General features: G+C 58.6%; 8 protein-coding genes, 1 tRNA gene, 2 rRNA genes and 6 pseudogenes. 4 read left to right on the top strand and 13 right to left on the bottom strand.

What is annotated here, in order from left to right; translation table 11 throughout:
• Window positions 1-2: 2 nt before the first annotated feature.
• The 3 genes from BSY240_RS16210 to BSY240_RS16200 form a co-directional block, all read right to left on the bottom strand.
• Complete coding sequence (locus BSY240_RS16210) at window positions 3-860, bottom strand: ABC transporter permease (protein ID WP_069042968.1); 858 nt, start codon at window positions 858-860, stop codon at window positions 3-5.
• Between the two features lie 13 nt (window positions 861-873).
• Window positions 874-1,815 (bottom strand): ABC transporter permease, encoded by a 942-nt coding sequence (locus BSY240_RS16205; protein WP_069042967.1) that lies wholly within the window; start codon window positions 1,813-1,815, stop codon window positions 874-876.
• 62 nt (window positions 1,816-1,877) lie between these two features.
• Entirely contained in the window at window positions 1,878-3,395 is a 1,518-nt protein-coding gene (locus BSY240_RS16200) for an ABC transporter substrate-binding protein (RefSeq protein WP_083229641.1), read from the bottom strand.
• A gap of 558 nt (window positions 3,396-3,953) precedes the next feature.
• Here BSY240_RS16200 and BSY240_RS16195 point away from each other — a divergent pair.
• A pseudogene (locus tag BSY240_RS16195) lies at window positions 3,954-4,311 on the top strand (IS3 family transposase); the annotation flags it as partial.
• A 431-nt stretch (window positions 4,312-4,742) separates the two neighbouring features.
• Here the strand turns inward: BSY240_RS16195 and BSY240_RS16190 are convergent.
• Together BSY240_RS16190 and BSY240_RS16185 are read right to left on the bottom strand one after the other, a co-directional pair.
• A complete protein-coding gene (locus BSY240_RS16190; RefSeq protein ID WP_069042965.1) occupies window positions 4,743-5,750 on the bottom strand; it encodes an amino acid ABC transporter substrate-binding protein in 1,008 nt (335 codons plus the stop codon).
• Between the two features lie 96 nt (window positions 5,751-5,846).
• Complete coding sequence (locus tag BSY240_RS16185; RefSeq protein WP_069042964.1) at window positions 5,847-8,897, bottom strand: aminotransferase class III-fold pyridoxal phosphate-dependent enzyme; 3,051 nt, start codon at window positions 8,895-8,897, stop codon at window positions 5,847-5,849.
• A gap of 126 nt (window positions 8,898-9,023) precedes the next feature.
• Between BSY240_RS16185 and BSY240_RS16180 the strand changes: the two genes are divergently transcribed.
• Complete coding sequence (locus BSY240_RS16180) at window positions 9,024-9,458, top strand: Lrp/AsnC family transcriptional regulator (protein ID WP_069042963.1); 435 nt, start codon at window positions 9,024-9,026, stop codon at window positions 9,456-9,458.
• A 125-nt stretch (window positions 9,459-9,583) separates the two neighbouring features.
• Here the strand turns inward: BSY240_RS16180 and BSY240_RS24270 are convergent.
• The 3 pseudogenes from BSY240_RS24270 to BSY240_RS16165 all read right to left on the bottom strand — a co-directional run.
• Window positions 9,584-10,343, bottom strand: a pseudogene (locus tag BSY240_RS24270) (ABC transporter ATP-binding protein).
• Window positions 10,340-11,065 (bottom strand): annotated as a pseudogene (locus BSY240_RS24615) (ATP-binding cassette domain-containing protein). The pseudogenes BSY240_RS24270 and BSY240_RS24615 overlap by 4 nt, the downstream one beginning before the upstream one ends.
• Window positions 11,065-11,784 (bottom strand): annotated as a pseudogene (locus tag BSY240_RS16165) (BID domain-containing protein); the annotation flags it as partial. The pseudogenes BSY240_RS16165 and BSY240_RS24615, both read right to left, overlap by 1 nt.
• A 303-nt stretch (window positions 11,785-12,087) precedes the next feature.
• On the opposite strand from BSY240_RS16165, the pseudogene BSY240_RS16160 reads away from it, so the two are divergent.
• A pseudogene (locus BSY240_RS16160) lies at window positions 12,088-12,366 on the top strand (recombinase family protein); the annotation flags it as partial.
• A gap of 173 nt (window positions 12,367-12,539) precedes the next feature.
• On the opposite strand, the gene BSY240_RS16155 reads toward BSY240_RS16160, so the two are convergent.
• Both BSY240_RS16155 and BSY240_RS16150 read right to left on the bottom strand, forming a co-directional pair.
• Window positions 12,540-13,469, bottom strand: coding sequence for an alpha/beta fold hydrolase (locus tag BSY240_RS16155; RefSeq protein ID WP_210183759.1), 930 nt, complete (start codon window positions 13,467-13,469; stop codon window positions 12,540-12,542).
• A 130-nt stretch (window positions 13,470-13,599) separates the two neighbouring features.
• Window positions 13,600-14,571, bottom strand: coding sequence for an NAD(P)H-binding protein (locus BSY240_RS16150; RefSeq protein WP_083229747.1), 972 nt, complete (start codon window positions 14,569-14,571; stop codon window positions 13,600-13,602).
• Window positions 14,572-14,954: 383 nt separating this feature from the next.
• Here BSY240_RS16150 and BSY240_RS24265 point away from each other — a divergent pair.
• A pseudogene (locus tag BSY240_RS24265) lies at window positions 14,955-15,140 on the top strand (integrase core domain-containing protein); the annotation flags it as partial.
• 167 nt (window positions 15,141-15,307) lie between these two features.
• Here the strand turns inward: BSY240_RS24265 and BSY240_RS16145 are convergent.
• The 3 genes from BSY240_RS16145 to BSY240_RS16135 all read right to left on the bottom strand — a co-directional run bounded on the left by BSY240_RS16145 (window position 15,308) and on the right by BSY240_RS16135 (window position 18,591).
• A tRNA-Met gene (locus tag BSY240_RS16145) sits at window positions 15,308-15,384 on the bottom strand.
• Between the two features lie 176 nt (window positions 15,385-15,560).
• Window positions 15,561-15,675 (bottom strand): 5S ribosomal RNA (gene rrf / locus BSY240_RS16140).
• A 117-nt stretch (window positions 15,676-15,792) separates the two neighbouring features.
• Window positions 15,793-18,591 (bottom strand): 23S ribosomal RNA (locus BSY240_RS16135).
• Window positions 18,592-18,600 lie beyond the last annotated feature (9 nt).

Below are 18,600 nucleotides of genomic sequence, written 5' to 3'. Positions count from 1 at the left end.
CGTTAAAGCTCCTTGGAAATTTTGGGGTCAAGCGCGTCACGCAACCCGTCGCCGGTGATCTGAAGTGACAAGACAGAGATCGAAATGGCGAGGCCGGGGAACAGGATCAGGAAGGCAGCCGCATCGATGTATTGCCGTCCCTCATTGATCATCGTGCCCCAGGTCGGAATCGACGGGTCAACCCCGACACCAAGGAACGACAATCCCGCTTCTGCCAGCATCGCGTACGCGAATATGAAGGTAGCCTGTACAATGACCGGTGAGACGATATTGCGCAGTACATGATTGCGGATGATGTAGCCGGAGCTTGAACCAAGCGACCGTGCTGCCTCCACAAACGGCAGTTCACGGATAACCAAGGTCGATGCGCGGCTGATGCGTGCGAACCGCGGCGCATAGACGATGGACAGCGCAAGCATCACATTGAAGACTGACCCGCCGAAGATAGACACGAGCGCGATTGCAAGCAGGATGTCCGGGAAGGCCATCATGGCATCGACGAGCCTGGACAGCGCGGTATCCAGTGGCCTCACAAAGCCGGCCAACAGCCCCAGCGTAACGCCGATCAAAGTTGACAGGATTGCCACCCCGAGTCCGATCAGAAGTGAGGTCTGCCCCGCATGCAACAAGCGTGACAACACATCGCGACCGTAGGCATCAGCGCCCAGAAGAAAGACTTCTGATGGCGGGGTCAATCGCGCCCGGACTGACATCTTCATTGGATCTGCAGGGGAAATCATTGGCGCCAAGAGACACAAGGCGACGACTGTCAGGAACAAAAGGAATGCGACAAGAACGCTGCGTCGCGCGAATAGAAGCCGAGTGAAGCCGGGTGTGGTGGCGATACTGCTGCCTGCCATCTCTCGAGACCTTTCAATATTTCACACGCCGGTCGATAACGGCGTAGAGCAGATCGACGACAAGGTTGATGACGACATAAAGTGTAGCAACCACAATCAGCGTGCCTTGGATGACAGGATAATCGCGCCTCAGCACTGAGTTCACGACAAGATTTCCCATACCGGGTAAGTTGAATACTCGCTCGGTTACCACTGCACCCGACACCAGCAAGGCGAAGGTAAGACCAACGACAGTGACGATGGGAATAGCCGCGTTCTTCAGCGCGTGGCGCAGGATGACGCGGCGCTCCCCCATACCCTTGGACCGCGCAGTCCGGATGTAGTCCTCGCCCAGCACATCCAGCATGGAGGCGCGTGTGAAACGGAGGATCAGCGCAGAATTCACAATTCCGAGGACCAAGGAGGGCAAAAGGAGATGCTGCATCCGCTCCAGAAAAACAGCATCCGGACCACCGTAGCCGGACGATGGAAACCATCCCAAATCCGTGGCGAGATAGCGCTGGAACAAGAGGCCAGTCCAAAAGGAGGGAATGGAGGCCGCAAGCATCGCCAGTGAAACAGCGCCCTGATCCAGTAGTGATCCGCGCCGGTAGGCGGCATAGATCCCAATCGGTGCGGCAATCATGACTGCAAAGAGGAGCGAAAAGAGTGCAAGGAACACAGTCGGCTCCGCCCGTTCGGCCAGAACTTGGGTAACCGGCTGGTTGAAAAAGATCGATTGTCCAAGATCGCCCGTCACAACACCTGCGAGAAAGGACAGATACTGGATGAAGATCGGGCGGTCCAATCCCAGACGTTCTCGCAATGATGCGGCATCAGCGGCTGTCGCATCAGGCCCAAGCAGAAGCGCTGCTGGATCACCGGGTGCGAGCCTGACAATCACGAAAGCGATCGTCAGAACAAAGAAGACGACAACGACCAGACCGGCTAGCCGTTCGAGGACATACCGCCACATTATAGGGACCTTTCAAGAGGGAGGAGCGGGCCAGAAAACTGACCCGCGATAGTTCACAACCCTTAGGGTTTGGCGGCATTCCAGAAGGAGGGCCAAGGCGAGAGATTGACGCCCGTGAGACCCTTCCGTTGACCTTGCAGGGCGGCGAAGCTGCCAGTCTTGATGAAACCGACATCCTCCATCAGATGCCCTTGCAGCTTTCCGAAAAGCTCCAACCTCTTGGTCGGATCGGTTTCCGCAGTAAAGGCGGCAAGGACGGCATCTTTCTCCGCATTCGCCCAGCCGAGCCGGGACGTAGCGAAGTAAAGATCGGTCAGCGCTGGTTCGGGGAGAAACGGCGAATGCGTGATGTAGATGTCCCACGCTGTCGGGTCATTACGCTGCTGCCCGAGAGTGGCCCAGTCAACCACATCCATCTGCACGGTAAAACCGGCTGCCTCCAGTGCGACCTTGGCAACTTCCGCCATTTTAAAATGGAACTCGTATTGGCGTGAAGTCAGGATGCGCAGAGGGGTTCCGTCATAGCCAGCAGCCTTCAGAAATTCGCCGGCTTTCGCTGGATCATTGACATTGTAGAGCTCCGTACCGTTCGAAACTGACCAAGGCCAACCTTCAGGATACATGGACGCCTCGGTGGCAAAGAACTTGTCGTCACCGAAAGCCGCAAACATCATGTCTTCGAAAGGCAAAGCCGCTTGCAAAGCCTTCCGGATGTCGCGGTCAGTCAGCAAGCCCGCCTTGTGATTGACTGCCCAGACAGGCCAGCCGAAGCCATCAAGCAAAACAGGCTCCGCCGCGTTACTCGTGGCAATTCGGTCGTAGGCTTCGACGGGAAGTCCGTCGGCATAGTCGAATTGACCCGACAACAACCCCTCGACACGGGTGTTGGCATCAGGAACAGGTACGAAGCGGAGTTCATCGGCCAAAGCGGCTCTGGCACCCGCCGTACCGTCGGCAGGCTCGCTGCGTGGCTTGTAGCCATCAAACCGAGCCAGTTGGATGTATTGATCAGGCTTATGCTCGACAACGCGGTAGGGCCCTGTCCCGACGATGGCACTCAGTGTCTCGCCAAGAACTTCCTGGGGGTAGACGGCGGCAGCAGAATTCGAAAATGCCAACAACGACAGAAGAGGCGCATAAGGTTCCGTTAGCGAAATCTCAACGGTCAATGGGTCGATAGCCGTGATCGCCGCGATACGTTCTGCCACCCCCTTGCCTCGGGTCGATTGGGCCTTCCAACGCTCCAAAGAGGCAACCACATCGGCGCTATCCATCCCAGATGCGTCATGGAAGATGATGCCATCGCGAAGCTTGATCCGATAGGTTTTTCCCTCGTTCGAGATTTCCGGCAGTGCTTCAGCGAGGAGTGGAGCGATGTTCCAGTTGCTGTCGAATGTGTAAAGCGTCTCGATAAAGTGCTGCGTAACAATGCTGACCACGTCTTGGGTGGACATCATCGGATCGAGTGACTGCGGTTCACCAATGATGGCAATGTCGAGCTTGGTTTGAGAAACGGCTGGACTTGATATGGCTGTCCCCACCAACAGCGTAGTAGCCGCGATAAACTTGAGTGTTCGCACGAGAGCCTCCCTAATAGTGGAACATACCGCCTTATTTCGGCATTATTTTACATAGCAGTCAATAACGTATTTCCAGCGTTCTCGATGAACTTCTGAAAAATTTCACGTCTTGAAACTCAAAGAGTGGCGCCATAAGATGCCATAATAGCAATCCAAATTCCCTTATAAGGAAGTTTCATGGAAGTTACGGCAGGTGGCGAGTGCATGATGGAGTTGTCAGGCGCGCAGGAACTGTGGCGCCTTTCCTATGCCGGAGACACGTTCAACACGTGTGGATGATGAAAGGATGCCTTGGCGACACGCTCCACGCCGACTTTCATTCGGCCTTCGGCGCAGACGCTTTTTCCCAGCGGCAGATTGAGTTTATGGCTAGCAACGGCATTGGGATCGCACAAAGCCGAACCGATCTACCCTTCCGCCTAGGCATCTATGCTATCTCTTTGACCGAAGAAGGCGAACGCTCGTTTACCAACTGGCGCGAGACCTCTGCTGCCAAGCGGCTTGCTCTGGGACCAAACCTTGGACCGCCGGGAACTAGAGTTTTCCGGCTGTCAAACCACCGACGTCGTGCTGCAGGCGCTGCTCATGGCGGTGTGGCGACGCAAGCCGAAGGATGAGGTGTTGGTCCACTCGGATAAAGGCTCGCAGTTCACCAGCATGGGCTGGGCATCGTTCCTCAAGCACCACAATCTGGTTCACTCGATGAGCCGACGCGGCAACTGCCATGACAATGCGGTGGCTGAAAGCTTCTTCAATCTTCTGAAGCGGGAGCGGATACGCCAAGGTCTACCGTTCACGCGATGAAGTTCACCAGGACGCGTTCGACTACATCGAAATGTTCTACAATCCCAAACGCAAGCACGTCAGAAACGGAATGCTGTCGCCCGTCGAATTCGAGAAGCAACAGAAAATCTAACCCGAGGGTGTCTACGAAACTCGGGGCTATTCAGGAGAGGAAACCAGGAAAGACGTCGCGAGACGGCTCGGTGAAACTTAACGTCACCATTAACACCGAAAACAAACCAGCTAACGAATCGGTTCAACTTTCTAAATTGAGCTAAGTTCTCGATAGGCCTAAATTATTTCGAATCTGCTCGTGAGGCGAGCTGGATCGCCTTCCGCGGAGGAGACAAGGCTCATTGCGATGACTCAGACCGGTGGCGCGCATGGCGTAGTCGATGCGCTGCCTCAGCGGGGCCACTCCCTCACAATCATTCCCTAGCCCACTCGTGTCTTCGACGGGTGTCGGGTCGGAATATCCAAAAGGTAATTTTGAACCTGCAAGGTTGCCTGCGAGACATAGCCAGCTACCGCGGTAAACATCCCGCGGTAGCTGCCCAGTCTACGTCAGCGAGCGGGCGGGGCGTACATCAGGCCGCCGTCATTCCACAGGCGATTGAGGCCGCGATCAATCTTGAGCAGGCTGTCCTTGCCGAGGTGGCGTTCGAAGATTTCGCCGTAATTGCCGACGGCAGAAATCGCCTGATAGGCCCATTTCGAATCAAGCCCCAACGTCTTGCCGGCCTCGCTCTCGATGCCGAGGAAACGCTTCTGCGCGACGGTGCCGCTCTCGGCGAGGGAAGCCGCATTCTCCTTGGTGATGCCCATTTCCTCGGCTTCGATCAGCGCAAACAGCGTCCAGCGTACGATCTTGAACCACTGGTCGTCGCCCTGGCGCACGGCCAGGCCGAGCGGCTCCTTGGAGATGACCTCGGGCAGCACCACGAAACGGTCGGGATCGTTGAGCGTCAGGCGCTGGGCGTAGAGCGCGGAAGCATCCGTCGAATAGACGTCGCATCGGCCGGTGTTGAAGGCCTGGATCGTCTGGTCCGGCTTTTCGAAGGCGATGACCTCGTACTCCATCTTGTTGGCGCTGAAATAGTCGGCCATGTTCTGCTCGGTCGTCGTGCCGGTTTCCGTGCAGACGGAGGCGCCGGAGAGCTCCTTGACGCTCTTCACGCCGACCTCCTTGTTCACCATGAAGGCCTGGCCGTCATAGTAGTTGACGCCGACGAAGCTCATGCCGAGATCGGTGTCGCGCGAGAGCGTCCAGGTCGTCTGGCGCGAGAGAAGGTCAACTTCGCCCGATTGCAGCGCCGTGAAGCGGTCCTTTGTGGAAAGCGGCACATAGGCCACCTTGTCCGGGTTACCGAGTGTGACCGCAGCGACCGCCCGGCAGAAATCGACGTCGAAACCGCCCCAGACGCCCTTCTTGTCCGGCCCGGAAAAGCCGAGCACGCCCTGGCTGACGCCGCAGCGCACCTCGCCGCGCTCCTTGATGACATCGACCGTGCCGGCATAGGCCTTGCCGGCGGCAAAGGCTGCGGCCGCGAGGGCCAGTATTGTAGTCTTCATGGTGTTCTCCTCCTTGATTGATCCTTTTGGCATGCGTCTTCCCGGCCGGGGGAAAGCGCCCCAGCTGACAGGTTTTGAAAAAATGATGTCTGGGCGTTAGCCGAACGTCTTCTCTACGCCGGCGAAGGTTTCCTCAAGCACGGCTATCAGATGATCGGCGTCGCGCCTGGAGAAGATCATCGGCGGGCGCATCTTCAGCACGTTGTCATGCGGCCCTTCGGTGCCCATCAAGACGCCGCGGCAGCGCGCACCGTTGGATACGGCGCGGGCGAATTCGGTGGCGGGCGCCTTAGTCTTGCGGTCCGTGACAAGCTCGATGCCGATGAAGAGGCCGAGGCCGCGCACGTCACCGATTGCCTGGTAGCGCTTCTGCATGTCGCGGAAGGCGTCCATCAGGTAATTGCCGACGGCAAGCGCATTGCCGCGCAGGTCCTGGCCCTCGATGACATCGAGCACGGCAAGGCCGACGGCGCAGGAGACCGGGTTGCCGCCGAAGGTATTGAAATATTCCATGCCGTTGTTGAAGCTGTCGGTGACTTCGCGGGTCGTGACGACGGCGGCGAGCGGATGGCCGTCGCCGATCGGCTTGCCCATGGTGACGATGTCGGGCACGACGCCCTGCGTTTCGAAAGCCCACCAATGGCTCCCGACGCGGCCGAAGCCGACCTGAACCTCATCGGCGATGCAGACGCCGCCCGCCTCGCGCACCAGCCGGTAAACCTCTTTGAGATAACCCTCCGGCAGGAAGACCTGGCCCGCGACGCTCGGGATGGATTCGGCGAGAAAGAAGCCCGGCCCCTCGCCCTTGGCCTTCATGACGGCGATTTGTTCGGCGACGCTTTCGGCAAAGCGCTTGCCGTGCTCCTCGATCGGCCAGTCCGACGGAGCACGATAACTGTCCGGCACGGCAGCGATATGGACATGCGGCTTGGGGCCCTTGCCGCCCTTGCGGCGGAACTTGTAGGGGCTGATGTCGATCAGCTCCTGCGTCGTGCCGTGATAGGACCAGTCGAGCGTGATGGCGTTTTCGCGGCCGGTATGGGCGCGCATCATGCGCAACGCCAGGCTGTTGGCTTCCGAGCCGCTGTTGACGAAGCCGGCGACCGTCAGCTCCTTTGGCAGCGTCGCCGTGAGTCGCTCGGCATAGGCGACAATGTTATCGTGCAGGTAGCGCGTGTTGGTGTTGAGCGTCGCCGCCTGCCTGGCCATCGCCTCCACTACGGCCGGATGGGCATGGCCGATGTGGCAGACATTGTTGAAGCAGTCGAGATAGGCCCGGCCGCTGTCATCGATCAGCCAGACGCCTTCGCCGCGCACGAACTTGATTGGCTTGTCGTAGGAGATCGAGAGGTTCGGCAGGAGCAGATCGCGCCGCATCTTGACGATCTCCTCATGCGAGCGGCCCTGGCGTTTGAACAATTCCTTCGCGATGCCGGCGAAGGTGCGGGCATCGGGGAAGAGTTCCGTCCAGACGTCGAGATAGCGCGGCTCGCCGACGCCAAGGATTTCGGTGGCCGAGAGCGTAGTGTCGGTGGAGATCTGCAGGTGGAGATGAGGCGCCCAACCGCCGTTTTCCTTCGGCGCGCCCATTTCGCCGACCAGCGCGCCAGCTTCCAACCGGTCGCCGGCCTTCAGGCGGTTGACGGCTTCATGGGCGAGATGGCCCCACAGCGAGAGGAAGGGCGGGCAGCCCTCGGGCTCGTGGCGCAGTGCGATCAGGCAGCCATAACCGAGTGGATCCCTCTCGACCTCGACGCTGACGACGGTCGCGGCAAGCGGCGTGAAGACCCTAGTGCCGGCGGCCTGGAAGAGATCGAAACCGAGATGGTGCGTGCGGCGCGCGCCTTCGATGAAGCGGGAGACGAACATCTCGCCGGCATAGACGGTACGTTCCTCGGCGAAGGGGCCAATGCCGAGCTCGACTCCGGTCTCGCGGCAATAGGCTTCCCAGATCGCTTGCGCCTCGTCCGGCCGCTCGGCGGCGGAGGCGATCGTCATCGGATGGGCGGGGTCCGCATAGGGCACGAGCGCGGCGGGATAGGTCGCCGCGGGCTTTTCGAGGAGGGGCGCGAGCGACTTGCGGTTCGTCTCGATCCAGTCGATGACCGCGCGGGCGCCGGGCACGGCCTCGAAGCCGCAGGCCTTGCGCAGGATGGCGGTGGCGAAGCGCGGGTTCATGCGGTCGAGCTTGCGCAGCAGCGTCCACGCCGGGCGCTCGCTGATCGTGAGATACGGATTGTCCTCGGCGTGGACACGGCGCGAGGCGGAGATGGCCACCGATGTGACGAGGCGCATCGAGATGAGGTCGAAGAGGAGATCGACTTCCTCTTCAAGCAGCGGATACTCGGCGTGGAAGCCCCTGATGATGGCGGCGGTGGCGCCGATCGGGTCGGCATGATCGAGACCGGCATAGGCGGCGGCGATCGCCATTTCCGCGATAACGGGCGTATGCAGCGCATCGCCGAAATCGATCAGGCCGGAGATGCGGTCGTGGTTGGCGGCATCGACCAGCACGTTCCAATCGTTGGCGTCATTGTGGATGACGGCGGCCCGCAACGTCGAAAGGCGCGGCGCGACGGTGGCGAAGCGCTTGAGGAAGCGTTCGACAAGGGCGCGGTCTTCGGCATTTGCTACATGCGAAAGGCGGCCCGCCGAGCGGGCGGCAGTGCGGATGTCCCAGTCGAGATCGCGCAACGCGCCGGGATGCATGAAGCCCTTCAGGGCGGCGTCTAAGCGACCGAGCATGCGGCCGAGGGATTCGAGTGCGGCTTCGCTGCGGCCCGTCTCGGCGAGCGGCACGCCCTCGACCCAGCTGACGAGGCGGAGGCGGTGCGCGGCGCCGTGAGTGCTGGTGATGAAGGCCAAGCTTTCGCCTGACAGCGTCGGGCGGATATGCGGCACCGGCAGATCGCCGGCGTGGGTGCCGATATGGGCGAGGAGTGCTGTCTGGAAATCGCTCTCCACCGCCGGCTCGGCGGCATTGACGATCTTCAGGATGAAGGTCCCCTCGGCCGATTCCACCTTGAAATTCTGGTCGCGCTCGCTGGCGAGCGGCGAGAGCTTGCCGGCAAGACCATAATGCTCCTTGAGCAGGCCGGCTGCGGCGTCGAGGGAAAAATCCGGGGTCGTCTTCAGTATGTCGTTCATGGCAATCCTCTTCTCGATACGAAGATTTGCATGGACGGCCCTTTGGCGCACCCGGCATTATGCCGGTTGCGCCAGCACTGTGTATGCAATAACCGTCATCTTGTCGGCGTGGCGGAGAGTAGCATTATGCAGGGCACGGACAGCATCGACCGGATGATCCTCAGCATCCTCACCAAGGAAGCGCGCATCCCCATGAAGTCGCTTGCCGGTCGCATAGGGCTGTCCCGCAGTGCGACGACGGAGCGCGTCACGCGACTGGAAAAGGCGGGTATAATTCGGGGCTACCGCGCCGATATCGGCCAGCTCGACGACGGCCAGATCCAGGCCTTCCTGCTGGTGACGCTGAAGCGCACGCCCTCGCTCGGCGTGCTTGACCGGCTAGCCGGCTACGCGGCCGTGCGCAAGGTGTCTTCGGTCAGCGGCCAGCTCGACCTCGTCGTGGAGGTTGAGGTCGGATCCATCAACGCACTGAACGAACTGCGGAACGAAGTCTCAGCGATGGATAGTGTAGATGACTTGACGAGCTTGATTGTACTACGGCGAGAGATAGAACGGAGCTAAAATAGGCTATACGTTTGAGTGCCATCCGCTAGTGCTGATGGCCGTCAGACGATCGAGGCGCGGAACCAGCAAGTCATCGTGATCACGGCTCAGAAACTCCAGCGTCCGGCGCTTGAGCTTGGGGTTCAGAACTCATCGCCCAGTTGAGCGACCTTCAATCGACGATGGCTCGCCAGGAAGAGCGTACGGGTATAGTCGGCTTGCATGTCCCCGGCGCGCAACTGTTCGCCGGTCAGTGTTTCCACGGACGAGGCGTTCTGCATCACCATCAGCCGGTCGCACATATAGGAAATTACCGCGAGATCGTGGCTGACGATAACGAAGGTAAGGTCTAGTTCCCGTCGCAACCGATTGAGCAGGTTGAGGATTTTCGCCTGTACGGAAACATTGAGCGCCGAAGTCGTCTCATCGAGCAGGAGAAGGCGCGGCGACAGCGAAGGCGCGCGGGCAATCGCCACACGCTGGCTCTGGCCGCCGGAAAGCTCGTGCGTCAAGCGGAAGCGGTGCGCCGCCGTCAGACCGATCATCTCTAGCAGTTCGACCGTGCGGCCGTCGGGATCCGGCAGGCGGTTGATGCGCATCGGCTCAGCGATGAGCCTAGCCGATCGTATAGCGCGGGTGGAGCGAGGCATAAGGGTTTTGGAACACCATCTGCGCAAGGCGGATCAGCTCCGCTCGCGGCCCCTTGCGCAGGCCGATGCCGCCGAGGCTGACTGTGCCCGTCCAGTCGCGGTTAAGGCCCATGAGGGTGCGCAGCACGGTGGATTGTCCCGAGCCGCTTTCGCCGACGAGGCCAAAACTCTCGCCCGGCGCCACCGAGAGACTAAGGTAGCGGACGGCGATGGCGCTGCCGAAGCACACGGTGAGGTTTTCGATGCGGATCATATGCCGGCCTCGCTCCAGCTCGCTTCGCGCACAAAGGTCGGCTGCGGCGTCAGCGGCCCGTCAATGGCGGGAAGGCAGGCCAGCAACCCGCGCGTAAGCGCGAGGCGAGGTTGAGATAGTGGCTAATGAGGATGAGCCCCATGCCAAGCCTGCGCACCAGTTCGTCCATGATCTCCAGAACCTGCGCCTGCAGGGCGACGTCGAGGGCGGAGGTCGGCTCGTCGGCGATCAGCAGCTCCGGCTCGCGCACCACCATCATGGCGATCAACACGCGCTGGTCCATGTCGCCGGAAAGTTCTTGCGGATAGAGATCGAAGACGCGCTCGGGAGAACGGATATGCACCGCCTCCAGCACCTCCAGAACATTCCGACGCACGGCGACGCGGGGCATCGTGCAGTCGCCGAGCCGGATTGCCTCTGCGATCTGCTGGCAGACACGCAAGGCCGGGTTCAGCGAGAATTTCGGGTCCTGTAGGATCATGCCCATGCGGCCGCCGCGCAATTGCCGGCGAAGCCCAGAGAAGATCGATGCCGGCAAAGGACATGGCATCGGCCGAAACCCGCGCGTGAGGGGGCAGAACGCCCATCAGCGCCCGGCTGGACAGGCTCTTGCCCGAACAGCTCTCCCCGACGATGCCGAGTTTTTCCCGGCCGACGCGGAAGGCGACGCCCTTGACCGCCTCCAGCACGCGGCCGCCCTCGCCGGCAAAGCCGATGCGCAGGTAACGCTCTCTCGCATCTGCAGATAGCGTTCGAGGTCACGCTTCAGGGCGGGCACATTGACCTCGGCGACGCGTCGCGCGTCGCGCTCCGTTTCGCTGGCAAGAATGCCGGTCTTATCCTTCAGCGGCCCGATCGATGCCGGTTCGGTCTTAGGCTTCTGAAGTAACTGCCGCGCCATGTCCTTATCCGCCAGCACGGCATCAAAGTTCATCGCCCGGAAGGCGGTTTCGGGATCGGCGAACACATAGCGGAACCGGATCGAAACCTCCTCCCATTGCTTCTTCAAGGCCGGATCAGCGTCGAGCCTCTCGCTGACCGTATCTGCGACGGAATTCTCGAACCGGGTTACGCCGGCGACCATGGGTTCCGACTCCTTGGCTGATTGGGCTAGCGGGGATTGCCGCAAGCCGAGCCATTCGCCGAGCGCGCGAAGGCGGTTGGCGAGATACGTGAGCTTTTTCTTCTGGCGCAGCGTCCAGTCGAGGCGGTCTCGCAGCAGCGTTCGCTCCACGTGAACGATGTGTAGGCCTCGGTTTTCGGCAAAGTGAAGCGCGTCGCGGTAGAGCGTGCCGCGCTCGTAGTCGAGGGTTGTCTCCTTCGCGTTTTGCCGCGACAGGATCTTCGTCAGCCCACCACTCATCTCGAAGGAGCGGCACCCGAAATAGAGATACAGATCCTCCCTTTGGCGCGTCATCGCGACATAGGTCAGGTGGTAATCCCCCCACCAATTAACGGGCTTCATCTCATGAAGAGATGACACTAAGTTTATAAGCTTCGCAACACATTCTCTCTCGCACCGTGCACGTATCACGCAGCTTTTCGATTGGGCACGTCTCTGTCCCCTCTATTCTACGCGCATCGGTGGTCAACGACCGAACCCTCCGCAAAATGAAGCCACAGCTTCGTTTGGGTATACCTGCTGAGACAATCTCCGTGAGACGTAAATCAGTGTATCATTTGGTTTGATTCTGCAGTTATGAGACGCTACCCAAAGAAGGTCTAGAAGCTAATGAGACGCTTCATGGCGATTTACGGGTATGCGCGGGTCAGCACCATCGATCAGTATCTGGCGATTCAAGAGGCGGCTCTGAAAGCGGCGGGGTGCACGGTCATCCAGGAGGAAAAGAAATCCGGATCGACCAAGCAGGATAGGAAAGAGCTTAACACGCTTCTGGAATTCATGCGCGACGGCGACAACCTGGTCGTGACGCGGGTCGATCGGCTTGCGCGGTCAGTTGGGGATCTGCAGGAAATCGTACGGCTGCTCAAGCAAAAAGGGGTAACGCTGAAGGCGACGGAATAGCCGATCGACACCAGCTCGGCGGCCTGCAAACGGTTCAAATACCCCAGCTTCTCTGCTCGATCACTGAAACCACCCGCCGACCACAGATGTGAAGCGTCCTTGAAACGGCCAAATTGTGGGGTTGTGTCCCTACGTCATCCAGAGTTTGTACCCCTGCCTTAATGGAGGCCCTATGGCGCCTTGCCTGACAGGAAACGCTCCAACGGGAGAAGCGACTGAACCGGATCTTCCGCAAAGGGCAAATGACCGAGTCCCGGTAGGCGCACCAGCGTGGCATTTGGCAGGTCTTGCAGATAATCATCCGCATTGCTGATCGGGATCATGCCGTCTTTCTCACCCCAGAGAAGCAGCGTTGGGGCCTGTATGCGGGCGAGCGTTGGACCGGGTTCGCGCAGGATCACCTGGCTCATGCGTGCGAGGATTGCTGGACGCACACCAGGTGCCAGCATCATGTCGTGGTAGCGGGTGACGCTTGCCTCGCTCAGGACGTCCGGGTTTCCGTATGCCGCAGCCAGATTAGCCTTCAACATGCTGCGCGGTGCCGTGTAGGGCAGAGCGCGCATGATCAGCGACGTCTCTGATTGCTTGTCATAGTCAAAGCCCGGACTGGCGAAACCATCGGGAGAGATCAGGATGAGATTGATCACCCGATCCGGATGCATGGCGGCAAAGTTCCAGGCAATGCGTCCGCCCAGGGAATTGCCGATCAGGCTGGCGCGGGCCACATCCAGCTGGTCCATCAGGTCGCCCAGGATCTTCATGCTGCGAGCGTCGGTGTAGTCGCCCGTCGGATCTGGCCCGGTCAGCCCAAATCCCGGCAAGTCGAAGCGAATAACCCGGTACCGTGTCGACAAGGCCTGTGCCCAATCCTCCCAGGTATCCAGGCTGGCGCCAAAACCGTGGAGCATGACAATGGCCTGGGCGGCCGTAGGGCCGGTGTCGCGCAGTCGCAGACGAACCCCGTCGACAATGCGATATTCCCCTGCATAGATTTCCTCCAATGCAGCACGCTGTTTGTCGGGCTCATAAAGCCAGACAGCGATGGCGATGATCCCAAGGACAGTGAACCCGGCCACCCAGGCAAATATCGTCATCATCATCTTCCCTCTTCTGGCCATGTCCTGCACCCCATCATGCCTTAAGATCGCCTCAACCCACCGCCGGCCAGGCACTAAGTGGCAATGGAACCCTGCGTTCTCAGACCGCTAATCCTTCAGGCCTCACAGAAACCTAAAAGACGGCGTGGTCTCCCCTCTCAGGCAAGACACCGCCGGCCACGACAGAGCGGTAGAAGTCGATTAAAGTCTCGGTCCCCGTCGAGGGCGTGGCATCCGCATCGTACCGCCCTGTCTGCGGATCGAGCACAAGCATGGATTCGGTTGCGTAGTAGCGGCCGATCCGTGCCAGTTCCGCCTTCTCGCGCAGGGACGGTGCGATCAGGCCAAGGGTTGCGAGGCCACCGATAATGCCGTCGAGCAAGGCGATTGGAACCGATTGGAACCTCGGCTGGCGCCCGAGGAGTTCAAAGAGATTTTCGCCCTGCTGGCGTGGTGTGATCGCCTCACCCGGCCCACCGATCGGCGAGATGCAGTTCCAGAGGCGTGCATCTTCCAGGCAGTCGACAAGATAGCTGCCCAGATCGCCATCGCTGATGGGCTTGCAGGAGGTCAGTGTGCCGTCTCCGAAGATCAGAAAGGGGCGACCATTGCGGACGCGTTCGATCTGGCCGGACAAGGATTTAAAGAAAGCGGTCGGGCGCACGATGGAATAGCGAAGACCGGATGCCAGCAGGGCTGCCTCAAACGCCAGCTTGGCGCGTTGAAAGGCGAGGAGCGGCTTTTGCACGCAGATTGCAGACAAAAGGACGAAGTGATCAACGCCTGCACGCTGTGCCGCTTCCAGAACGTTCAGCTGCGCGCGGTGGTCGATGGCCCAGGCATCTTTCGGCGCGCCGGTGCGCGAGGCCATGCACGAGATCACAGCATCGAATCTGGAGCCGGAAAACCCGTCGCGATCCAGTGATACGGGATCGGAAACATCCACGAACCGGACAGAGACACCCTCCATTACTCGAGAGAGTGTCGTTGGCACCCTCGCTCCACTGGAACCAGCGGGCGGCCGGACCAAACAGACCACCTCATATCCCCGCCGCACAAGTGCCGCAGATGTCGCCCGACCGATCGTACCGGTGGCGCCCAGCAGGCAGACACGCTTGGAGGCTTGCAGGCCGGAACGGCCCGGCATCACCGAAGTACCAGTGCCCGTCACAGTATCCCCATCGCTTAAGGCTGCAGTATGCGCAGTATACCGCCAAGCCCCGTTTTAGGCGCGCTTCTCACGAAAGCCCGCGAAGTAATTGCCGGTCTTCCAAAAGCGAACAACGACCCGACGAAACCGCAACTCTTGTTTGCAACGACCTTTGCTGATTTTCAAGCGCCGCAAAACGCCTGATCGTCGCCGGCTAGTCAGCATGTCCGCCGGGAGATTAAAGGGCGCAAGAGTAGGATGTCAGGAGATCAACAAGACGGGCCCTTCAGGCAGTCGGCAGGTGACCTGTACCAAGCCGATGCAGACAGCTTCGTCGAAGCTTCAACGGCAGTTTCCGCGACGAGTGCCTCAACGAGACCCTGTTCTCGTAGCTTGCTCAAGCCAGCGCCGACCTTACCGCATGGAAGGAGGATTACAACACAAACAGACCGCACTCGTCGTTCGGCGATATCACCCCCAGTGAATTCGCAATAAAAATGGCTATGGAAAACCACGCCGCATGAGGCCAGATTATAAGCCCAAGATTCTCCTGAAACTGGAGGGAAATTGGATCTCAGGTCACAAGTCACTTGCTCGACGTCTTCTCGATCAAACGCAAAAAGCTCCTCGAGTTTTATGCCGAGGAGCTTTTGAAGATGTTATCCCCCGAGGGATAATTTGCAATTCTGATTGGTTGCGGGGGCAGGATTTGAACCTGCGGCCTTCAGGTTATGAGCCTGACGAGCTACCGGGCTGCTCCACCCCGCGCCAAGAGCGCAACTATGATTGTTGCGCTTGAGAGTTCTTACCAAGCAAAAAGGGCCGCTTTATGCGGCCCGATGTTTTCGGCTTGGGCCGATTTTGTGTTGAGAAGATTGGTGTATTTGCGATGCAAAACCTGAGGTATTTGCTTTTACAAAACCTGACAACATTGCCTTTAGCAGACCTGGCAGCGACCTACTCTCCCGCGTCTTGAGACGAAGTACCATTGGCGCTGGGGCGTTTCACGGCCGTGTTCGGAATGGGAACGGGTGCAGCCACCCCGCCATGACCACCAGGTCGGCTAAGGGCAATGTTGTTGAGAAGCTGGTACAGGGATTACCTGTTTGTCTTTTTGAACACGTATTTGGCATCATCGCCCGGTTTTGTCCGGGCCGATGAGCATGGTCAATGAGAACGATCAAGCCAATCGAGCTATTAGTAACGGTAAGCTTCATGCATTACTGCACTTCCACACCCGTCCTATCAACGTGGTCGTCTTCCACGGCTCTGATAGGGAATACTCGTTTTCAGGTGGGTTTCCCGCTTAGATGCCTTCAGCGGTTATCCCTTCCATATATAGCTACCCTGCTATGCCCTTGGCAGGACAACAGGTCCACCAGAGATATGTCCATCCCGGTCCTCTCGTACTAGGGACAGATCCTGTCAATATTCCTACACCCACGGCAGATAGGGACCGAACTGTCTCACGACGTTCTGAACCCAGCTCACGTACCGCTTTAATTGGCGAACAGCCAAACCCTTGGGACCTGCTCCAGCCCCAGGATGCGATGAGCCGACATCGAGGTGCCAAACAACCCCGTCGATATGGACTCTTGGGGGTCATCAGCCTGTTATCCCCGGCGTACCTTTTATCCGTTGAGCGATGGCCCTTCCACACGGGACCACCGGATCACTATGACCGACTTTCGTCTCTGCTCGACTTGTCAGTCTCGCAGTCAGGCGGGCTTATGCCATTGCACTCGACGACCGATTTCCGACCGGTCTGAGCCCACCATCGCGCGCCTCCGTTACTCTTTCGGAGGCGACCGCCCCAGTCAAACTACCCACCATACACTGTCCCGGATCCGGATGACGGACCGCGGTTAGACATCCATGACGATAAGGGTGGTATTTCAAGGATGGCTCCACAGAAACTGGCGTCCCTGCTTCAAAGCCTACCACCTATCCTACACATGCCGACACGAATGCCAGTGTAAAGCTATAGTAAAGGTGCACGGGGTCTTTCCGTCTGACCGCAGGAACCCCGCATCTTCACGGGGAATTCAATTTCACTGAGTCTATGTTGGAGACAGCGGGGAAGTCGTTACGCCATTCGTGCAGGTCGGAACTTACCCGACAAGGAATTTCGCTACCTTAGGACCGTTATAGTTACGGCCGCCGTTTACTGGGGCTTCGATTCAAAGCTTGCACCTCTCCTCTTAACCTTCCAGCACCGGGCAGGCGTCAGACCCTATACGTCGTCTTGCGACTTCGCAGAGCCCTGTGTTTTTGATAAACAGTCGCTACCCCCTGGTCTGTGCCACCCCATTACACTTGCGTATAAAGGGGTCACGCTTCTTCCGAAGTTACGCGTGCAATTTGCCGAGTTCCTTCAACATAGTTCTCTCAAGCGCCTTGGTATACTCTACCTGACCACCTGTGTCGGTTTCGGGTACGGTCTGTACGGTGGAGCTATTTCCTGGAACCGCTTCCTCGCCCATTCAATCCAATAAGAATGAACAAGTTACGCGATCCGTCACTACCACCAGGCCCACGAATATTAACGTGGTTCCCATCGACTACGCATTTCTGCCTCATCTTAGGGGCCGGCTAACCCTGCTCAGATTAACTTTAAGCAGGAACCCTTGGTCTTTCGGCGAGGGGGTCTCTCACCCCCTTTATCGTTACTCATGTCAACATTCGCACTTCCGATACCTCCAGGGCCCCTCACGGGTACCCCTTCACAGGCTTACGGAACGCTCCGCTACCACTTGCAGTAAACTGCAAATCCTCAGCTTCGGTGCATGGCTTTAGCCCCGTTACATTTTCGGCGCAAAGACCCTTATTTAGACCAGTGAGCTGTTACGCTTTCTTTAAATGATGGCTGCTTCTAAGCCAACATCCTGGTTGTTTTGGGATCCTCACATCCTTTCCCACTTAGCCATGACTTGGGGACCTTAGCTGGAGGTCAGGGTTGTTGCCCTCTTCACGACGGACGTTAGCACCCGCCGTGTGTCTGCCGACTAGTACTCCCAGGTATTCGGAGTTTGGTTAGGATCAGTAAGACGGTGAGTCCCCATAGCCCATCCAGTGCTCTACCCCCTGGGGTATTCGGTCGACGCTCTACCTAAATAGATTTCGCGGAGAACCAGCTATCTCCGAGTTTGATTGGCCTTTCACCCCTAGCCACAAGTCATCCCGATCTATTGCAACAGATATGGGTTCGGCCCTCCAGTTGGTGTTACCCAACCTTCAGCCTGCTCATGGCTAGATCACTCGGTTTCGGGTCTAATGCAACTAACTGAACGCGCTATTAACACTCGCTTTCGCTGCGCCTACACCTACCGGCTTAAGCTTGCTAGTTACACTAAGTCGTTGACCCATTATACAAAAGGTACGCCGTCAGGCTTGCGCCCTCCGACTGCTTGTAGGCATCCGGTTTCAGGTTCTATTTCACTCCCCTTGTCGGGGTGCTTTTCACCTTTCCCTCACGGTACTTGTTCGCTATCGGTCATGCACGAGTACTTAGGCTTGGAGAGTGGTCTCCCCATGTTCAGACAGGATTTCACGTGTCCCGCCTTACTCAAGGACAATGAGTGTTCTACGCTTACGGGGCTATCACCCACTCTAGCCAGGTTTTCCAACCTGTTCAGCTTTATTCCTCATTGCCACTGGCCTGGTCCGCGTTCGCTCGCCACTACTTGCGGAGTCTCGGTTGATGTCCTTTCCTGCAGGTACTTAGATGTTTCAGTTCCCTGCGTTCGCTTCTAACCCCTATGTATTCAGAGTTAGATACCTTATCACAATGCTTGGAAACCCAAGCCGACCTTGCGATCAGTTTGGATTCTCCAAGCATTTAAGGTGGGTTTCCCCATTCGGATATCCATGGATCAAAGCTTATTCGCAGCTCCCCACGGCTTTTCGCAGCGTATCACGTCCTTCTTCGCCTGTGCATGCCAAGGCATCCACCAAATGCCCTTACGACACTTAATCGTTCTCATT

Origin of the sequence: Agrobacterium sp. RAC06, from assembly GCF_001713475.1 — a bacterium.
In the GTDB taxonomy this organism is placed as follows: Bacteria; Pseudomonadota; Alphaproteobacteria; order Rhizobiales; family Rhizobiaceae; genus Allorhizobium.
This window is presented reverse-complemented; position numbering and strand designations above follow the sequence as displayed.

Coding starts and splice junctions, on each gene's coding strand:
- BSY240_RS16210 (WP_069042968.1), bottom strand. CDS start 860: ATGGCAGGCAGCAGTATCGCCACCACACCCGGCTTCACTCGGCTTCTA.
- BSY240_RS16205 (WP_069042967.1), bottom strand. CDS start 1,815: ATGTGGCGGTATGTCCTCGAACGGCTAGCCGGTCTGGTCGTTGTCGTC.
- BSY240_RS16190 (WP_069042965.1), bottom strand. CDS start 5,750: ATGAAGACTACAATACTGGCCCTCGCGGCCGCAGCCTTTGCCGCCGGC.
- BSY240_RS16185 (WP_069042964.1), bottom strand. CDS start 8,897: ATGAACGACATACTGAAGACGACCCCGGATTTTTCCCTCGACGCCGCA.
- BSY240_RS16180 (WP_069042963.1), top strand. CDS start 9,024: ATGCAGGGCACGGACAGCATCGACCGGATGATCCTCAGCATCCTCACC.
- BSY240_RS16155 (WP_210183759.1), bottom strand. CDS start 13,469: ATGATGATGACGATATTTGCCTGGGTGGCCGGGTTCACTGTCCTTGGG.